We start from the raw sequence: 15,749 nt of genomic DNA, 5'->3' as shown, positions 1-15,749 counted from the left end.
GACATTTTGGGAGGAACACAATGATCGCGATAGACCATCTTCGCCACGTGAATGCCGAACAGGCGCGCCTCGCCCGCGAGCGTTATCGCGCAGGCGCAGTCGAGCCGACCTCGGGCGTCGCGCCCGGTTTCACCCAGGCCAACATGATCGTGCTGCCGCGCGACTGGGCTTTCGATTTCCTGCTGTATGCGCAGCGCAATCCGAAGGCCTGCCCGGTTCTCGATGTGTCCGATCCCGGCTCGCATGCCACCCTGCTCGCCCCTGGCGCCGACCTGCGCACAGATATTCCCCTCTACCGCATCTGGCGCAATGGCAAGCTGGCCGAAGAAACCGCCGATGCGCGCGCCGCCTGGGCCGAGCATCCCGATCTCGTCAGCTTTCTGATCGGCTGCAGCTTCACCTTCGAGACACCGATGGCAGAAGCCGGCATCGAGATCCGCCACATCACCGACAAGTCCAACGTACCGATGTATCTGACCAACAAGCCCTGCCGTCCGGCCGGGCGCCTGCATGGCAATATGGTCGTGTCGATGCGGCCGATCCCCGCTTCGCGCGTTGCCGATGCTGCGACGATTTCCGGCCGCTTCCCGTCGGTGCATGGCGCGCCGGTGCATATCGGCGCCCCGGAGGAGATCGGCATCAAGGATCTCGCCAAGCCGGAATTCGGCGATCCGGTGCGGATCGAGCCAGGTGAAATCCCGGTCTTCTGGGCCTGCGGCGTCACCCCGCAGGCAGCCGTCATGGCGTCCGGTGTCCCGTTTGCCATCACCCATGCACCGGGTCATATGTTCATCACCGATATCCCTGATTCCGCTTATCACGCCTGAGGTTCCGATGCGTTTTCTACCCGTCAGCCTGACAGTCCTGCTTGTCGAACTCGCCGATCTCGACGAGACGCTGGCGCTGTTTGCCTCGCTCGAAGCCGATCCGGTTGACGGCATCGAAGACATGGTGCCAGCTGCCCGCACCCTGATGATCCGTTTCCGTCCGGAACGGCAGACGGCTGAAAGTCTTGCCGGCGCCATCGCCACCCGCGACCTCTCCGCCCGCATTGCGCCATCCGACAAATGCGTCGAAATCCCCGTCAACTATAATGGCGAGGATCTGGCGGATGTGGCTGGGCTGACCGGCCTCTCGGTCGAGGAGGTCATTCGCCGCCACACCGAAAGCGAATTCACTGTCGCTTTCTGCGGTTTTGCGCCTGGCTTTGGCTATCTCGTCGGCGGCGATCCAGCCCTGCAGGTGCCGCGCCGCCAGAGCCCGCGTACGAAAATACCGGCCGGTTCCGTTGCTCTGGCTGGCGCCTTCTCGGGTGTGTACCCGCAGGCAAGCCCCGGCGGCTGGCAGATCATCGGCACGACGCCGGAAAAGATGTGGGACTTGTCGCGTGATCCGCCGGCGTTGTTTCAGCCGGGTTACCGGGTGCGTTTCATCGATCTCTCGAAGGCCAAGGCGACGATCTCCGCGGCTGCCGCCAAAACGTCTGCAGAGCCAGTGGCGCCCCAGGCAGCCGACCCGTTGACGCTGAAGGTGCTGGCTGCACCCATGCCGGCGCTGTTTCAGGATCTCGGCCGGTTCGGCCAGACCGGCCAGGGCGTCTCGGCCTCCGGCGCGCTCGACCTTGGCGCTCTCAAGGCCGCCAATCGCGTTGTCGGCAATCCCGTCGATTTCGCCTGTCTGGAAATCACCCTCGGCGGCTTCTCCTTCGAGATCACCGGCCGCGCGGTGCTCGGCATCACCGGCGCGCCCTGCCCCATCCTCGTCCGTGATGCTGCGGGTAACGTTCAGACGGCCGAAACCTACCAGCCGATCTCGCTGGAGCCCGGCGACGTGGTCACGCTCGGCCAGGCACCGAAAGGCATGCGCAGCTATCTCGCAATCCGCGGCGGCTTTGCCGTCCAGCCGGTGCTTGGCAGTGCCTCCACCGATACGCTCGCCATCGTCGGCCCGGCCCCCGTGACCGCGGGCGCCGTGCTGGCTATCGAGACCGGAACGAACGGCCTGGCGCCTGTCTCGCTCACCGAAGCGCCCGCTTTCGAGCATCCGGCCTCCGGCGAGACGGTGACGCTCGACGTTGTGATGGGGCCGCGCAGCGACTGGTTCACCGAAGCCGGGATCGCCACGCTTTCCGCACAGCTCTGGACGATGACACCGCAATCGAACCGCGTCGGCATCCGTCTGTCAGGCGACGTGCCGCTGGAGCGCAAGGATAAGGCGGAGCTGCCAAGCGAAGGCACGGCCACCGGCGCCATCCAGGTTCCGCATAGCGGCCAGCCCGTGCTGTTCCTCGCCGACCATCCGCTGACGGGTGGCTACCCCGTGATCGGGACCGTCGCCGAATACCATCTCGATCTCGCCGGACAGATTCCGGTCAATGCAAAAATCCGTTTCCGGCCCGTGACGGCCTTCGCCGATATCCAGCCTACCAACGTTTGAGATCGCGACGCCCGGCCGAACAAAGACAATGAGGATGAACCCATGAAAAAAGTGCTGATTGCCAACCGTGGCGAAATCGCCGTCCGTATCATCCGCGCCTGCCGCGATCATGGCATTGGCTCGGTTGCAGTCTATGCTGATCCGGACATGGACGCGCTGTTCGTCCAACTGGCCGACGAAGCCTACGGGCTTTCCGGCAGCCGGCCGGCGGAAACCTATCTCGACATCGAAAAGCTGATCGGCATTGCCAAACGCTCCGGCGCCGACGCCGTGCATCCGGGCTATGGCTTTCTTTCCGAGCGGGCAGAATTTGCCCGTGCGGTTATCGATGCCGGTCTGATCTGGATCGGCCCCGATCCGCATGTCATCGAAGCGCTCGGCGACAAGGTGGAAGCACGGCGGATCGCCAAGAGCGTCGGTGCGCCATTGGTGGCCGGCAGCGACGGCCCTGTCGAAACGGCAGCCGAGGTTATTGCCTTTGCCGAAAAATTCGGCCTTCCGGTCGCGATCAAGGCCGCCCACGGCGGTGGTGGGCGCGGGATCAAGGTCGCTTGGAAAATGGAAGACATTGCCGAATTCTACGAGTCGGCCGTGCGTGAAGCCAAGGCCGCCTTTGGCCGCGGCGAATGTTTCCTGGAACGGTTCCTCGACCGTCCGCGCCATATCGAGGCACAGGTGATCGCTGACAAACACGGAAATGTTGTCGTGCTCGGTACCCGCGATTGCTCGCTGCAACGGCGCAACCAGAAGCTCATCGAAGAGGCCCCCGCCCCCTTCCTCAGCGACGCGCAGCGCCAGTCGATCCACGATGCCGCGAAAAAGATCTGCGCCGCCGCCGGCTATTCCGGTGCCGGTACGGTCGAGTTCCTGCTCGGCGTCGACGGCACGATCTCCTTCCTTGAGGTAAATACTCGGCTGCAGGTCGAGCATCCCGTCACCGAAGAAACCACCGGCATCGATCTGGTCATCGAACAGTTCCGCATCGCCGACGGTCTGCCGCTGCTGGTCACCGAGACGCCCGCCCCGCGCGGCCATTCGATCGAATTCCGCATCAATGCCGAAGATCCCGGCCGCGGCTTCCTGCCGACACCGGGTACCATCACGGCCTTCGAAGCCCCGTCCGGCCCCGGCGTGCGGCTCGACAGCGGCGTCATCTCGGGCTCGACCATTCCCGGCACGTTCGATTCGCTGATGGCCAAGCTGATCGTCACCGGCGCCACCCGCGAGCAGGCGGTGACGCGCGCCCGCCGCGCGCTCAAGGAGTTCAAGATCGAAGGCATCGCGACTGTTCTGCCGTTCCACCGCGCCGCGATGGAGGCCCCTGACTTCATCGGCGAAGATGGTTTCAAGGTTCATACGCGCTGGATCGAGACCGATTTCGCAGACACCCTGGCAGCCGAAACCCGGCCCGTTCCGGGTGCCGACACATCGCTGATCCGCACTCATGTCGAGATCGACGGCAAACGCCATGCGCTCGGCATTCCAGCTGCGCTGCTGGCCGGTCTCGGCGGCTTGAAAGGACAGGAGTCCGGTCCGGCAGCAACGACGAATGTCGAGGACGCCTGCACTGTCGCAGCTCCCATTTCGGGCACGTTGCAGGCATGGAAATGTAACGACGGCGACACTGTGAAAGAGGGCGACCTGATTGCCGTGATGGAAGCGATGAAGATGGAAACGCAGATCCTCTCGGCGCGCTCCGGCGTGCTGCGCATCAAGGCTGCAGAAGGCGCCTACGTGAATGCCGGATCGGCACTCGCCCGGGTCGAGTAAGGTTTTTCCAGTCAGGTCCTTTCGTCGCGTCTGACATGTGACAAAACCGGTCCATCACCACGTTGCCCTTACAAGGGCGGCGTGGCTCTCTGCCTGCATTGTCGGCTTCGGCGATATGCCCTTATCCAAAAACGGCACGGAGGGCAGGTGGATGCAGGGTTCGCTGTGGAAGCCGAAGCCCAACCTGCATAGGCGCCGCCATCTAGCGCCAAGATCGCGTCTACCCTGGCGAGGTAGACCGCCGCCTCACCCAGACGCCAGTGCCCCTCCTGCTCTCTCCTTTACCGCAATCCTGACTGCTTTTTTACGCCAAATGGCTCTGTTTTAACCCGCCATTTACCATGATGAGTGTCACTGGTGGAACAGCAGTTTCCGTGCCGCACAATAGCCTGATCCCGGCTTTCAAAGCGTTGCAGTTGCTCGCGAAGGGATCAGGGTATGAACACGGACAAAGGAATTACGCTCGCTGTCATCGCATTTACGGTCGTTGCGATGTTCACGCTGAATTTCGCGATGGCCCATTATGGCACGCCAGCCGCACATGACGGCGTGTCGGGCGAAATCACCTCTTCGATACCAAAATAATTCACTGGGTAATGTCCCCGACTGTCATCGGCGTTCGCAACGTCGAACAGCAGGGAACTTTTACCGGTCCATCGTGTTCTCGCGATAGAGGAGATTTGCGATGGACGACAATCGTTTTGCGCCTGGCCTTACAAGCCTTAATCGCGGCACTTGGGCGCCGCTTATCTGCGATCAAGATAACTTGGGGATGGGACGATCCTTTGGTCCCGGTACCGTTTGCCATCGGCAAAGCGGGTGAACGGCGATGACGGCCCGTGACGTCTTGCTCTTGATGGTCACCGCGTTCTTTTTGACGGCCCTCCTGCTTATACACAACGCGTTTTACCGCCCCGTTCCAACCAGTGCTGTCGAGCCGCCCACGAAGGTCCATAGCGAAATGCTGCCCTATGGTTGAATGGTATTCCGGTTTTTTGGAACTTTGAGCACCCTTGCCGCGTTTTGCCATCCGGAGGAGACGGAAAATGGCAAGCGTAACGTGGATCATAGCACTGATGGCAGCGCTCGCAGTCTGTGGCATCGCCATCGCTTACGGTATTCTCAGCCAACGGCGGTTCAATGCGAAAATGAACCCCACGCGCCAGGACCGGATCGATGAAATGTCCTGGCGGGAAAACCTGCTCGACCAGTGAATTGCAGTGTGTAAGACCTGTGGTCAAGCAGGTTGCAATGTACCGTGTTTTACATTGCCGGGAGTGATCGTCTTGCGAGCAGACTGCTCGACCGACCAGCCGGATCATTTGCTTGAAGGTGTCTAACCGCGAAATCCTGTGCTTCCTGCAGTTCTGCCACCGCGCCATCATAATCGAGATGAAGTGCCTTGCCCGCTTCGACCACTGCCCGGCCATCCACATAAACAGCCTCAATCGCCCGTTCTGCAGCGCAGTGCAAAAGGTTGCGCAAGGGATCGTAAACGGGCTGCATGGCCGAATGCTTCAGGTCGACCAACAAGAAATCGGCCTTGGCCCCCAGTGCTATCCGGCCGATATCGCGTCGGCCGAGCGCACGTGCTCCGGAAAGCGTGGCGGCTTCGAACACATCCCCTGTGCCGACGTCGAATACCGAACGGCCGGCAATGCGCGAGCAGATCATTGCCTGGCGCATTTCCTCCAGCATGTTGAATGGATAGCTGTCGGTTCCAAGCCCCACATTGACGCCGCGGCGGCGGTAGCGGCCGAACGATTGCAGCACCATGCCGCTGCGCGAAAAGGTCACCGGGCAATGCGCGACCGTGGCACGCCGTTGAGCGAGCAGATCGAGATCCATATCGGTCCGCTGCCGCGTCCAGGAATGGCCGTCGACAAAGATGCAGTGCCCGATAATGAGGTCCTCGCCAAGCACGCCCAACTCGTCGAGATACTGGACCGCGGTCAGGCCTGTGCGGCGCATTAGTTCTTCATGCTCGGCCATCGTCTGGGCCGCGTGCACAGTAATGGGCACATTGCGCGTTCTGGCTGCCTCCGCCGCTGCCTGCAACAGTTCGGCGGAGCATGTCTCGACCTGCGAGGGCGAGACGATGCCGCCCAGCCTGCCGGACGGATGCGCACGGGCCGTATCGACCACGTCCAGCGCCCGGGCGAACGCCTCGCGGCCCCTGCCCTTATCCCACGTGAGATCAAGGCGGCGGCTGTCTTCGACGTGCCATGCGGCTTCGCGGAAGCCAGGTGCCACATAGGCACGGGCGCCGCTCTTTGCCAAGGTCGGCAGCCAACTGCCATGCGGGCCGGCAATATCGACAAGGGTCGTAACGCCGCTGCGCATCAGATCCCCCAGCATCACCGTCAAGGAGGCCTCGACCGCACTGTCGCTGATCTCGATCAGGTTGGAATATTCATAAAGAGCGTTGCCCCAGAGAGCAGCCGTACCTTCATCTTCAAACAGGCCTTTGGAGATCGGCTCTTCACCGGAATGGCAGTGCACGTTGACGAACCCGGGCAGCACCATTTTGTCCTTGCCGGACATTTCGTGCGTGAACGCACCCTCATACCGGCCGCCGACATGGATGAAACCACCGCTATCGAAGGCTATGTCGCCATCGGCGATATAGGCATGCCCTTGCCGGTTTTTGTCATAACCGACGATCGTGCTTGCGTTGCGGATGACATGAATATCGTTAGCCATGGGTGACCCTGAAATGCTGTTCGAGGAAGCGGCTATACAGGCCCATCAGGGCGCTGAAGGTGAAATAGACTGCGGCGGCGAAGACATAACCTTCGAGAACGGCAATGCCTTGCCATTCGGGATCCCGTAGCGCCGAGCGTACGGTGTCGAGAAAATCGAGCAGGCCGACGATGGTGACCAGCGTCGTATCCTGGAAAAAGCCGATGAACAGCCCGACCATCGGCGGTATGACTTTCTTCAAGGCCTGCGGCAGGACGATTTTTCGCATCACCTGCCAGTAAGACAGGCCAAGCGATGATCCCGCCTCGAACTGGCCTGCCGGAACATCCTGCAGGCCGCCACGAACGATTTCGGCGATATAGGCGGCGGCGAAGATGATGATGGCGACCTGCGCGCGCAGAAGCTTGTCGATGGTCACACCCTCCGGCATGAACAAGGGCAGCATTACCGTTGCCATGAACAGGATGCTGATCAAGGGAACACCCCGAACGATCTCGATAAAGCCGACCGCAAGAACGCGGATCGCCGGCAGGCTTGAGGCGCGCGCAAGCGCAAGTCCGATGCCGAGCGGCAGGGCGCAGACCAGCCCGATGAAGGAGAGCATGAACGACAGCGGCAAGCCGCCCCAGCTCGACGTCGGTACCGGCGACAGGCCAAAGACCCCACCCGCCATCAGGACATAGAGCATCGGCAGAACCACAAGCAGCCACGCATACAGCAGCGCCCGGCTCCAGAAGCGGGGTATCATCGAGATCAGGCAGCTCGTCAGAAACAGCATCAGTGCCAAAAGCGGCCGCCATTGCTCTTCGAACGGATAGAAGCCGAAGATCATGTAGCGGAGTTTTTCGGCAAGAAACGGCCAGCACGCACCGCTGCTGGCCTTGCAGGCTGCGCCATCGCCGGAAAAGACGGCATTGACCACCAACCAGCCAAACGCCAGCTTTCCCAGGAAAAAGATCGTAGCCATCGAGACAAGGCTGATCATGGAATTCAGCGGCGTGCCGAAATAGGCCTTGGCCCATCCAGAACGCCGCGCGGGCGGCTTGGCAGCGCCGACCGGCAACGGAAGAGCTTGAGTGTCGGCCATCAGCGCACCTTCAGCGCAACACGCGCATTGTACCAGTTCATCGCCAGCGAAATGGTGAGCGACAGGCCGAGATAGACACCCATGAAGATGGCGATGGTCTCGATCGCCTGCCCCGTCTGATTCATGACGGTGTTGGACACCATCACCAGATCCGGATAGCCGATGGCAATCGCCAGCGAGCTGTTCTTGAAGACGGTCAGGTAGGTGTTGGTCAGAGGCGGAATGATCAGGCGCAGGGCCTGCGGCAACACGACCAGACGCATCACCCGTGAACGATGAAGTCCAAGTGCTGCGGCAGCCTCCCACTGTCCCGGCCCGATGGCCTGGATGCCGGCCCGCACGATTTCGGCAACGCTGGCGGACACACTCAGAAGAAGCCCGAACAGCAAGGCAACGAATTCCGGCCGTACATGCAGGCCACCGGTCAGCCGGAACCTGCCGGCCTGCGGAATATCCCAACCGAAGGAAACAAGGCCCAGTGCCCAGAGAATGAGGGGCGGCAATACCAGTGCGAGGCAGGCAAAGGCCATGCCGTGGTTGGACTTTCCGGTCGCGACCCGCCGTTGCTGGCTTATGCGCCGGATCAGGATCGCCGCTGCGATACCGGCACAGATGAACAATGCGAAGATCGCAGCGCCGCTTTCCAGGAACACCGCGGGAAGAACCAGCCCGCTGTTGGATAGGTAGACACCAGGCAGGATGTTGAGCGCCTGCTTGACTGGCGGAAACACCATGATGATCAGCGAATACCAGAGGAAGAGATAGAGCAGCAGCGGCACGTTTCGCAGCACCTCGACATAGGCAAGTGCCAAACGCGCCAAAAGCGGATTGCGCGACATGCGGGCCACGCCGACGAAGAGCCCCAGGATGGTGCCGAGGATCGCGGCAAGCAGCGAGACCTTGACCGTGTTGACGATGCCGACCAGGATTGCCCGGCCGATGCTGTCGGTCGGCTGGTAGGCAATCACCGTTTCGCTGATGACGAAACCAGCCTGCCGCGCCAGGAAGCCGAAACCGGTAGCAATGTTCTGCTTTGCAAGATTGTCGCTCGCTGTCGCAAACATGGTCCATGCCGCCGCAACAACCAGACCGATCGCGCCGATCTGATAGCAGAAGGCGCGGAAACGCATATCATTCAGGAAGCTCATGAAAACTCGCCGCTATTTTGCCGAACGGGAGAAAGCTCGCGCGCTTCATGCGCGCGAGCGATGCACTCAACGGAATGGCGGTGCGTAGACCAGACCACCAGCGTTCCACTGCGCGTTCGGCCCACGTGTCAGCCCAAGCCGCGTTTTCTCACCCAGGCTGCGCTCGAAGATTTCGCCGTAATTGCCGACGGCCTTGATGACGTTGTAGCCCCACTTGTTGTCGAGCCCGAGCATGGCGCCGAGTTCATCAGTGACGCCGAGCATGCGCTGGATGTCCGGATCCTGGCTTTTCAGCATCTCATCGACATTGGCCTGAGTAATGCCTTTTTCTTCCGCCGCCATCAGCAGCCAGACCGACCAGGACATGATATCGCGCCAATTGGAATCGTTCTGGCGGACGGCGGGCGCAAGCGGCTCCTTCGAGATGGTTTCCGGCAGCACGAGATAGTGGTCGGGATTATTGGCTACCGCACGGATCGATGCGAGGTCAGAGCGATCTGACGAGATCGCTTCGCAACGTCCGGCGAAGAAAGCTGCCCGGTTTTCATCGGGGCTTTCGAACACCACCAGCTCGAACTTGCCGCCGATCGTGCGGAAGAAATCGCTGAGATTCTGCGCGGTTGTCGTGCCGGGAAGCGTGCAGATGGCAGCGTCCGTCAGCTCCTTGGCGCTGGAAACGCCGAGTGACTTGGCAACCATCAGGCCCTGGCCGTCGTAAAACACCGTCGGGCCGAAATCGAGCCCGAGTGAGGCTTCGCGAGAAAAGGTCTGCGTTGTCTGGCGCGACAGCATGTCGATCTCGCCGGATTGCAGCGCCTGGAATCGGGTGTTGATATTGGTCGGTACGAACTCGATCTTGTCGCCATCACCAAAGACGGCGGCAGCAACCGAGCGGCAGATGTCGGCATCGAAGCCCTGCATCCGGCCCTTGTCGTCCGGCGCGGCAAACCCTGGCGTGGCGAGCGACACACCGCAGACCAGCTTGCCGCGGGCCTTTACGGTATCGAGCGTTCCCGCCTGCGCGACGCTGGCTGCCAGAAGTGCTGTGGCGGCGGCGCAGATCGCCAGAAATCCTTGTTTCATAGTCCCCTCCCTCGTGGTTTCTTCGCTGTTGCGATCGAAGGATGCTTCCGCCCTCCAGCAGAAACCCCACAATCGGCGATCCTCCCGATCGCAGGAATTGTGTACAATGTTAAAAGTGATTTGGCAACAAAATCGAATCCAAGAAATGATGCCGTTGCGGCATGCCGGCTACCGGCGGCCTCAGGACCTGAAATGAATTTTCCTTGCTCAAAAGGTTGAAAAGGCCGTTTAACCGAGCATTACCTCACATTTTGACGGCGAAGGTATCGTTGCGCCAAGGGGAAAGTTGACAATCCATCATAAAATCCAATAGTGGATAAAATAGTATACAATTAGGCATGGAGCGAACCGTGCATTCAGCGAGGACGCCATGAGGATCAAGCTCATCAATCCGAATACAACGTCTTCGATGACGGACCTGATCGGCGCTGCTGCCCGTGCGGTAGCAGCGGAGCGCACCGAAATCATAGCAACAACCTCCAAGTCCGGCGCTGCCTCGATCGAGGGCCACTTCGATGAAGCAATGAGCATTGTCGGGTTGATCGACGAAATCCTTGAAGGGCCGCCGGCGGATGCCTATGTGATTGCCTGTTTCGGTGATCCGGGCTTGCTTGCAGCCCGCGAGATCACCAATGCGCCCGTCTTTGGCATTGCCGAAGCCGCCATGCACGCCGCCACATTCGTCTCCACCGGGTTCTCCGTCGTGACGACGCTTGAGCGTACCCGCATCATCACCGAACACCTCGTGCGCACATACGGCATGGAGCATCATTGCCGCCGGGTGCGGGCAACGGATGTTCCGGTTCTCGAACTTGAAAACCCGGACTCGAACGCCCGGGCGACGATCCTTGCCGAATGCGAACGGGCTCTGCGGGAGGACCAGTCGTCGGCAATCGTGCTTGGCTGTGCGGGAATGGCCGATCTGGCGAGCTATCTCGAAGAACAGCTGCAGGTGCCGGTTATCGATGGTGTCGCGGCAGCTGTAAAATTCGCTGAAGCAATCGTCGGCATGGGCCTGAAGACCTCGAAACGCGGCGATCTCGCCCCGCCGCTGCCGAAGATTTATCGTGGAAAACTCTCCGGCTATGGCGCTGCGACCGGAATGGCTCAGCGCGGCGACGCCCTCCGGGCCAGCTGAACCGCCAAGCGCCGCCCGTTTCAGGTGACCGGCTTGAAAAGCGTGGAGAAATCCACGCGCAAGGGCTGATCAGCCAACTCGATCTGCGCTTCGATATGGCGCAAATGGTGTTCCATAACCCGCGCCGCGGCCGCTCCATCCCTGCGCTTCAATGCGTCAATGATATCGCTATGTTCGCTTTGGGAACACGGCACGGCGCCGGGCGATTCATAGAGTGCGATGATCAGGGAGGTGCGCGATACCAGTTCCTGCACGAACCCGCGCATCACGGCGTTGCCGGCAAGGGTCGCCAGTTCCAGGTGGAAATCCCCGGACAGCTGAAGCCGGCGTTTCCGGTCGTTGCGGGCGAGTGCGTCGGCTTCCTCCGCCAAGAGGCTGGCCAGCCTGCCAATTTCGTCATCCGTGACGGTTGCCGCGAGCTTGGCCACAAGAATGCATTCGACGCCGCGACGCGCCTCAAAGACCTGCCGGGCTTCCTCTATCGAGGGTTTTGCGACAAAGGCGCCCTTGTTGGGGATGAGGTCGACGAGCTTTTCGTGCGCGAGGCGCTGAAGCACCTTGCGGATGATCGTGCGGCTGACGCCGAAAGCTGTCGCCAACGCGTCTTCCTGCAACGGCATTGCCGGCCGGATCTGATGATTGATAATGGCGGCGTAAATCTCGCCGTGAATGCGTTCGTCGGTCTGGCCAGAGCGCTTGCGCGCGGCTGTCGGACGGCTTGGCTTGTCGGCACTCTCAGCCGTTTTCGGCACGCTTGGCATGATGATGTCCCACACACGGTCCCTCGCCCAGCCTTGGTACGGATGACCGCCGCCGATCTGTTTGATGGCTGGGCGATCGCCGGCGCGGCGGAAGGTATAATCGTGATGGCGCAAACTGAAAACGAATACAAGCCTTGTACCGCACTCAACCCCCACCGAATGTATACAGAAGGGGTCGAACGCGAAAACTGGCATCGGCAGGGACGCCGGCGTTAACTGCCAGAGGCTGGATCGATCCTGCGGTAACTCGACGAAAAGATTTCCGCGACCGGCGGGTGGTTGAACGTGCGCAGCGGATATTTGGCAACGACGCCTTCGAATTGCTCCTGCGCGCGCTTGCGGTAGGCGCGATCATCGACGCCGGGGATGACGCCGTTCTCCATGACGAAGCGGCCGCCGATCATCACCGTCTGTACGGACTGCGCCGAAGCATTCAGCATCAAGGTCTGGATCGGATCGATGGTCTGCCCCATGAATGGATCATCAAAATCGACGACGATCAGGTCGGCGGCGGATCCAGCCTGCAACCGGCCGAGATCAGGACGGTTGAGCGCATCGGCGCCGCCAAGGGTCGCGGCGTCATAAAAATCCTCGGAACGGCAACCTTCCGTTCCACCTTCCTCGATGCGGCAGAGCATCATGCCGACCTGCATGTTGAGGAACATATCCGGCGGATAGGTGTCGGTGCCGAGACCAATGCGAATGCCCATGTCGCGGTACTTGCGGAACGACTGCAGCGCATTGCCGTGTCGTGCCGAAACCAGCGGGCAATGGACGATCGTGCCGCCGCCGTCGCGCAGGATTTCGAGATCCCTGCCCGGCCGGTCGATGCCGTTGCGGCCGCTGACATGGGTACCATGCGGCAGGATAGCGCGCGACGACAGGAAACCGAGGCTCTCGAGCCATTCGGCCGGGCTCATGCCGCGCAGCTTCAATACACTCTGGTATTCGAACGGGGACTGGCAGCAGTGCAGCCGGATCGGCACATCGAGTTCTTCCGCAAAGGCGGCCGATCGCTTGAGCAGGTCGGGAGTACAGGTCTCGATGCGATCCGGCGCCAGCATGGTCCGGACCAGGCCGTTCGCTTGCCCCTCGAATGTCCGGCAAAACGCTGCGGCATCGGCGAGACCCTTGAAGCCACGATCCTCGTCGAAATGAAAGTCGATGGTACCGTCGCGGCGCACCAGCGAGTTGCCGGAACGATAGGCCGGCCCAAGATAGACACGCAGACCGAGATCGCGAGAGGCCTGTGCCGCTGCGGTAAACTCACCAACCGTCTCGCCCCATTGGCGGTAGAACAAGGAGGCGATGGGCAGTGCCGTGGTGATGCCTGAGCGGATCAGGCGCGAGAAGGCATAGCGCTTCTGGAATGCCAGCTGCTCTTCGGAATACATCTCGAAGGGGCCGCTTTCCATGTAAGTTTCCGGCCAGATGCGGCCCTTCTTCACCGCCGGCTGATTATCGAACCCGAGTACCGTCGTATCGAGGTCCGAGAGGGCATCGAGATCAACGAAGCCTGGGCCGATCAGCGCATTGCCATAATCGATGCGGCGGGCAACCGGACCTTCATAGCCATGGCCGACGAACACTACGCGGTCGCCGGAAACAACAACCTCGCCATTTGGGTAAAGGCAGTGACGGCCATCGGCGTGGCCAACGACCCAGCGGGCGGTGAGAAGCAGCGTTTCGGTCATTCAAATTCTCATTCGACAGAAAAAAGGGCCTGGCCATCACGGGCGATCGGCTTGCCGCGCTTGAGCACAAGTTTGCGTTTCGGACGGGCGGCGACCGCCTCGGCCACGGTTTCGGCATCGATCAGCACGATGTCGGCAAAGGCACCTTCGTGCAGGCCGTAGCTTTCAAGCTCCATCACATCGGCGCCGCCCTGAGTGCAGATTTGAAGCGCATATCCGACGTCGGCATCGTGGCGGAAATTGTTGCGCAGGCCGATGAACAGCGCACGCTCCAGCATGTCGAGATTGCCGTAAGGACCCCAGGTATCCCGGATGCCGTCTGAGCCGGCGCAGAGGCGGACACCGGCGGCGCGCATTTCGGCGGCCGCGGGCACGGCGCGTGACGCTGGGGCTGTGGTGGCAATGGCAATGTCTTGACGCGCCAACTGTTCGGTAAGGGAGGCTGCCCGAGCCCGATCTGCCATGCCGAGGCAGAACGCATGGCTTATCGTGACCTTACCACGCATGCCGAGCGCGCGGGTCCGTTCGATGATCATCTCCATCGAAAAAGCACCGAGATCGTCCGCTTCATGCAGATGGATGTCGATCGGTTTGCCATGCTTCTGGGCAAGGCCGAAGATCGCATCGAGCTGGCCTTTCGGATCGCGGTCAATGCCGCATGGATCAAGGCCTCCAACGACGTCCGCGCCATTGGCAAGCGCCTCGTCCATCAGCTCCAGCGTGCCGGGCCGGATCATCAGGCCCGATTGCGGGAAGGCAACGATCTCGATGTCCATCACATCACGGAAACGCTGTCGCGTTGCCGAAACACCTTCGAAGCACCAGAGCTTCTGGTCGGTATCGATATCGACATGGCTGCGGATGGCTGTCGTGCCGTGGGAGGCAGCGAGCGCCACCTGCCGCGCCGACTGGCGGGCTGGGTCGATGTTCCATTCGCGGCGCAGGCGGCGCTCGGTGGAAATCTTGTCTTCCAGCGTAGGCCCGGCCTGGTGCACTTGCCAACCCATGCCCCACAACGACTTGTCGAGATGCGCGTGTGCCTCGATCAGGCCGGGAATGGCGATCGCTCCGCCGCCATCCTCGATTGCGACCGTACCAGCGTCGCCAAGGCCGATCCGGGCAATGCGGCCATCCCGGATGAGGATGTCGGTCACGCCGCCGCCGAAGGGCCTGACGTTCTTGAGAAGAAGTTCTGTCATGTCTGCACCGCTCGTCTGTTTTACTTACGTCATGCCGGAGCCGGGCGTCCGGCGCGATTTTTCAGGCGGTTGCCTTTTCCGGCTTTGGCTCGCCGTAACCGGCAGCTTCCTCGTGATGTAAGAGCTCGGCCGGGCGTTTGAGCACGAACTGATTGTCGGCAACGATATAGTTGTCGGCATGCAGACGGGCGATCGGCTGATAGACCTCCGGGCGGACATAGTGGCCGCGTTCATCGAGGCATTCGTCGCGCACATACATCTGCACGACTTCGCCGATGACGATGGTTCGGCGTCCATAATCGAGGATTTGCGACACCCGGCACTCCATCGCGCAAGGGGCTTCCTCGATACGGGGAGCCGCCAGTTTGACAGACGGCACGCTGGTCAGTCCGGCAAACTCGATCTCATCGACGTCGCTCGGAAAATTAATGCCGGTCACGATCATTTCCTCGGCAATCGACATATCGACCATGTGGACGACGAACTCGCCCGAGCGCCGGATGTTGGCGACCGTATCCTTGGCCGTTCCATCGGGGCGGGTCTGCATACCGAGGATCAGCAAGGGCGGTTCGTGCGAGAAGACGTTGAAGAAGCTCATAGGCGCGGCATTGTTGCACCCATGTTCATCGATAGTGGTCACCAGCGCGATGGGACGCGGGCCGACAAAGCTGCATAGCAGCCGGTAGCGATCCTTCTCAGGCAATTCGGTAAAATCGAAATCCATTATACC

General features: G+C 61.2%; 14 protein-coding genes. 6 read left to right on the top strand and 8 right to left on the bottom strand.

Annotated elements, in window-relative coordinates; translation table 11 throughout:
* Positions 1–20 precede the first annotated feature (20 nt).
* The 5 genes from ACSQ3J_RS26070 to ACSQ3J_RS26050 all read left to right on the top strand — a co-directional run bounded on the left by ACSQ3J_RS26070 (position 21) and on the right by ACSQ3J_RS26050 (position 5,420).
* Positions 21–827, top strand: a complete 807-nt coding sequence (locus tag ACSQ3J_RS26070) for a putative hydro-lyase (protein ID WP_060511345.1) — start codon at positions 21–23, stop codon at positions 825–827.
* Positions 828–834: 7 nt separating this feature from the next.
* Positions 835–2,436, top strand: a complete 1,602-nt coding sequence (locus ACSQ3J_RS26065; RefSeq protein WP_436040640.1) for a 5-oxoprolinase/urea amidolyase family protein — start codon at positions 835–837, stop codon at positions 2,434–2,436.
* Between the two features lie 42 nt (positions 2,437–2,478).
* Positions 2,479–4,206: an acetyl/propionyl/methylcrotonyl-CoA carboxylase subunit alpha gene (locus tag ACSQ3J_RS26060; protein WP_436040639.1), complete on the top strand. Its 1,728-nt coding sequence runs from the start codon at positions 2,479–2,481 to the stop codon at positions 4,204–4,206.
* A gap of 438 nt (positions 4,207–4,644) precedes the next feature.
* On the top strand, positions 4,645–4,791 hold the full coding sequence (locus tag ACSQ3J_RS26055) for a hypothetical protein (protein WP_164491968.1): 147 nt from the start codon (positions 4,645–4,647) through the stop codon (positions 4,789–4,791).
* Positions 4,792–5,252: 461 nt separating this feature from the next.
* Positions 5,253–5,420: a hypothetical protein gene (locus ACSQ3J_RS26050; protein ID WP_156393880.1), complete on the top strand. Its 168-nt coding sequence runs from the start codon at positions 5,253–5,255 to the stop codon at positions 5,418–5,420.
* Between the two features lie 49 nt (positions 5,421–5,469).
* On the opposite strand, the gene ACSQ3J_RS26045 is transcribed toward ACSQ3J_RS26050, so the two are convergent.
* From ACSQ3J_RS26045 to ACSQ3J_RS26030, 4 genes are all read right to left on the bottom strand, one after another.
* A complete protein-coding gene (locus ACSQ3J_RS26045) occupies positions 5,470–6,909 on the bottom strand; it encodes an amidohydrolase family protein (RefSeq protein WP_436040638.1) in 1,440 nt (479 codons plus the stop codon).
* On the bottom strand, positions 6,902–7,996 hold the full coding sequence (locus ACSQ3J_RS26040; protein WP_436040637.1) for an amino acid ABC transporter permease: 1,095 nt from the start codon (positions 7,994–7,996) through the stop codon (positions 6,902–6,904). Before ACSQ3J_RS26040 ends, ACSQ3J_RS26045 begins: the two co-directional genes overlap by 8 nt.
* Positions 7,996–9,144 (bottom strand): amino acid ABC transporter permease, encoded by a 1,149-nt coding sequence (locus tag ACSQ3J_RS26035; RefSeq protein ID WP_436040636.1) that lies wholly within the window; start codon positions 9,142–9,144, stop codon positions 7,996–7,998. The genes ACSQ3J_RS26040 and ACSQ3J_RS26035 overlap by 1 nt, the downstream gene beginning before the upstream one ends.
* 66 nt (positions 9,145–9,210) lie before the next feature.
* Entirely contained in the window at positions 9,211–10,227 is a 1,017-nt protein-coding gene (locus ACSQ3J_RS26030; protein ID WP_436040635.1) for an amino acid ABC transporter substrate-binding protein, read from the bottom strand.
* 370 nt (positions 10,228–10,597) lie between these two features.
* Between ACSQ3J_RS26030 and ACSQ3J_RS26025 the strand changes: the two genes are divergently transcribed.
* A complete protein-coding gene (locus ACSQ3J_RS26025) occupies positions 10,598–11,365 on the top strand; it encodes an aspartate/glutamate racemase family protein (protein WP_436040634.1) in 768 nt (255 codons plus the stop codon).
* A gap of 20 nt (positions 11,366–11,385) precedes the next feature.
* On the opposite strand, the gene ACSQ3J_RS26020 is transcribed toward ACSQ3J_RS26025, so the two are convergent.
* The 4 genes from ACSQ3J_RS26020 to ACSQ3J_RS26005 all read right to left on the bottom strand — a co-directional run bounded on the left by ACSQ3J_RS26020 (position 11,386) and on the right by ACSQ3J_RS26005 (position 15,743).
* On the bottom strand, positions 11,386–12,126 hold the full coding sequence (locus tag ACSQ3J_RS26020; protein ID WP_436040633.1) for a GntR family transcriptional regulator: 741 nt from the start codon (positions 12,124–12,126) through the stop codon (positions 11,386–11,388).
* Between the two features lie 212 nt (positions 12,127–12,338).
* Positions 12,339–13,820: an amidohydrolase family protein gene (locus tag ACSQ3J_RS26015; protein WP_436040632.1), complete on the bottom strand. Its 1,482-nt coding sequence runs from the start codon at positions 13,818–13,820 to the stop codon at positions 12,339–12,341.
* An 8-nt stretch (positions 13,821–13,828) separates the two neighbouring features.
* Positions 13,829–15,019, bottom strand: a complete 1,191-nt coding sequence (locus ACSQ3J_RS26010) for an amidohydrolase family protein (protein WP_436040631.1) — start codon at positions 15,017–15,019, stop codon at positions 13,829–13,831.
* 61 nt (positions 15,020–15,080) lie between these two features.
* Positions 15,081–15,743, bottom strand: a complete 663-nt coding sequence (locus ACSQ3J_RS26005; RefSeq protein WP_436040630.1) for a flavin reductase family protein — start codon at positions 15,741–15,743, stop codon at positions 15,081–15,083.
* Positions 15,744–15,749: the final 6 nt, after the last annotated feature.

The sequence above is a fragment of the Rhizobium sp. LjRoot98 genome, assembly GCF_964252935.1.
Lineage (GTDB): Bacteria > Pseudomonadota > Alphaproteobacteria > Rhizobiales > Rhizobiaceae > Pararhizobium.
Note: the sequence above shows the minus strand (reverse complement) of the source record. Positions and strands in the feature narration are given on the sequence as shown.

What these genes read in the sequence shown, in the direction of transcription:
- ACSQ3J_RS26050 (WP_156393880.1), top strand. Translation starts at nt 5,253, where the DNA reads ATGGCAAGCGTAACGTGGATCATAGCACTGATGGCAGCGCTCGCAGTC.
- ACSQ3J_RS26070 (WP_060511345.1), top strand. Translation starts at nt 21, where the DNA reads ATGATCGCGATAGACCATCTTCGCCACGTGAATGCCGAACAGGCGCGC.
- ACSQ3J_RS26045 (WP_436040638.1), bottom strand. Translation starts at nt 6,909, where the DNA reads ATGGCTAACGATATTCATGTCATCCGCAACGCAAGCACGATCGTCGGT.
- ACSQ3J_RS26020 (WP_436040633.1), bottom strand. Translation starts at nt 12,126, where the DNA reads ATGCCAAGCGTGCCGAAAACGGCTGAGAGTGCCGACAAGCCAAGCCGT.
- ACSQ3J_RS26055 (WP_164491968.1), top strand. Translation starts at nt 4,645, where the DNA reads ATGAACACGGACAAAGGAATTACGCTCGCTGTCATCGCATTTACGGTC.
- ACSQ3J_RS26035 (WP_436040636.1), bottom strand. Translation starts at nt 9,144, where the DNA reads ATGAGCTTCCTGAATGATATGCGTTTCCGCGCCTTCTGCTATCAGATC.
- ACSQ3J_RS26030 (WP_436040635.1), bottom strand. Translation starts at nt 10,227, where the DNA reads ATGAAACAAGGATTTCTGGCGATCTGCGCCGCCGCCACAGCACTTCTG.
- ACSQ3J_RS26015 (WP_436040632.1), bottom strand. Translation starts at nt 13,820, where the DNA reads ATGACCGAAACGCTGCTTCTCACCGCCCGCTGGGTCGTTGGCCACGCC.
- ACSQ3J_RS26040 (WP_436040637.1), bottom strand. Translation starts at nt 7,996, where the DNA reads ATGGCCGACACTCAAGCTCTTCCGTTGCCGGTCGGCGCTGCCAAGCCG.
- ACSQ3J_RS26010 (WP_436040631.1), bottom strand. Translation starts at nt 15,019, where the DNA reads ATGACAGAACTTCTTCTCAAGAACGTCAGGCCCTTCGGCGGCGGCGTG.
- ACSQ3J_RS26005 (WP_436040630.1), bottom strand. Translation starts at nt 15,743, where the DNA reads ATGGATTTCGATTTTACCGAATTGCCTGAGAAGGATCGCTACCGGCTG.
- ACSQ3J_RS26060 (WP_436040639.1), top strand. Translation starts at nt 2,479, where the DNA reads ATGAAAAAAGTGCTGATTGCCAACCGTGGCGAAATCGCCGTCCGTATC.
- ACSQ3J_RS26025 (WP_436040634.1), top strand. Translation starts at nt 10,598, where the DNA reads ATGAGGATCAAGCTCATCAATCCGAATACAACGTCTTCGATGACGGAC.
- ACSQ3J_RS26065 (WP_436040640.1), top strand. Translation starts at nt 835, where the DNA reads ATGCGTTTTCTACCCGTCAGCCTGACAGTCCTGCTTGTCGAACTCGCC.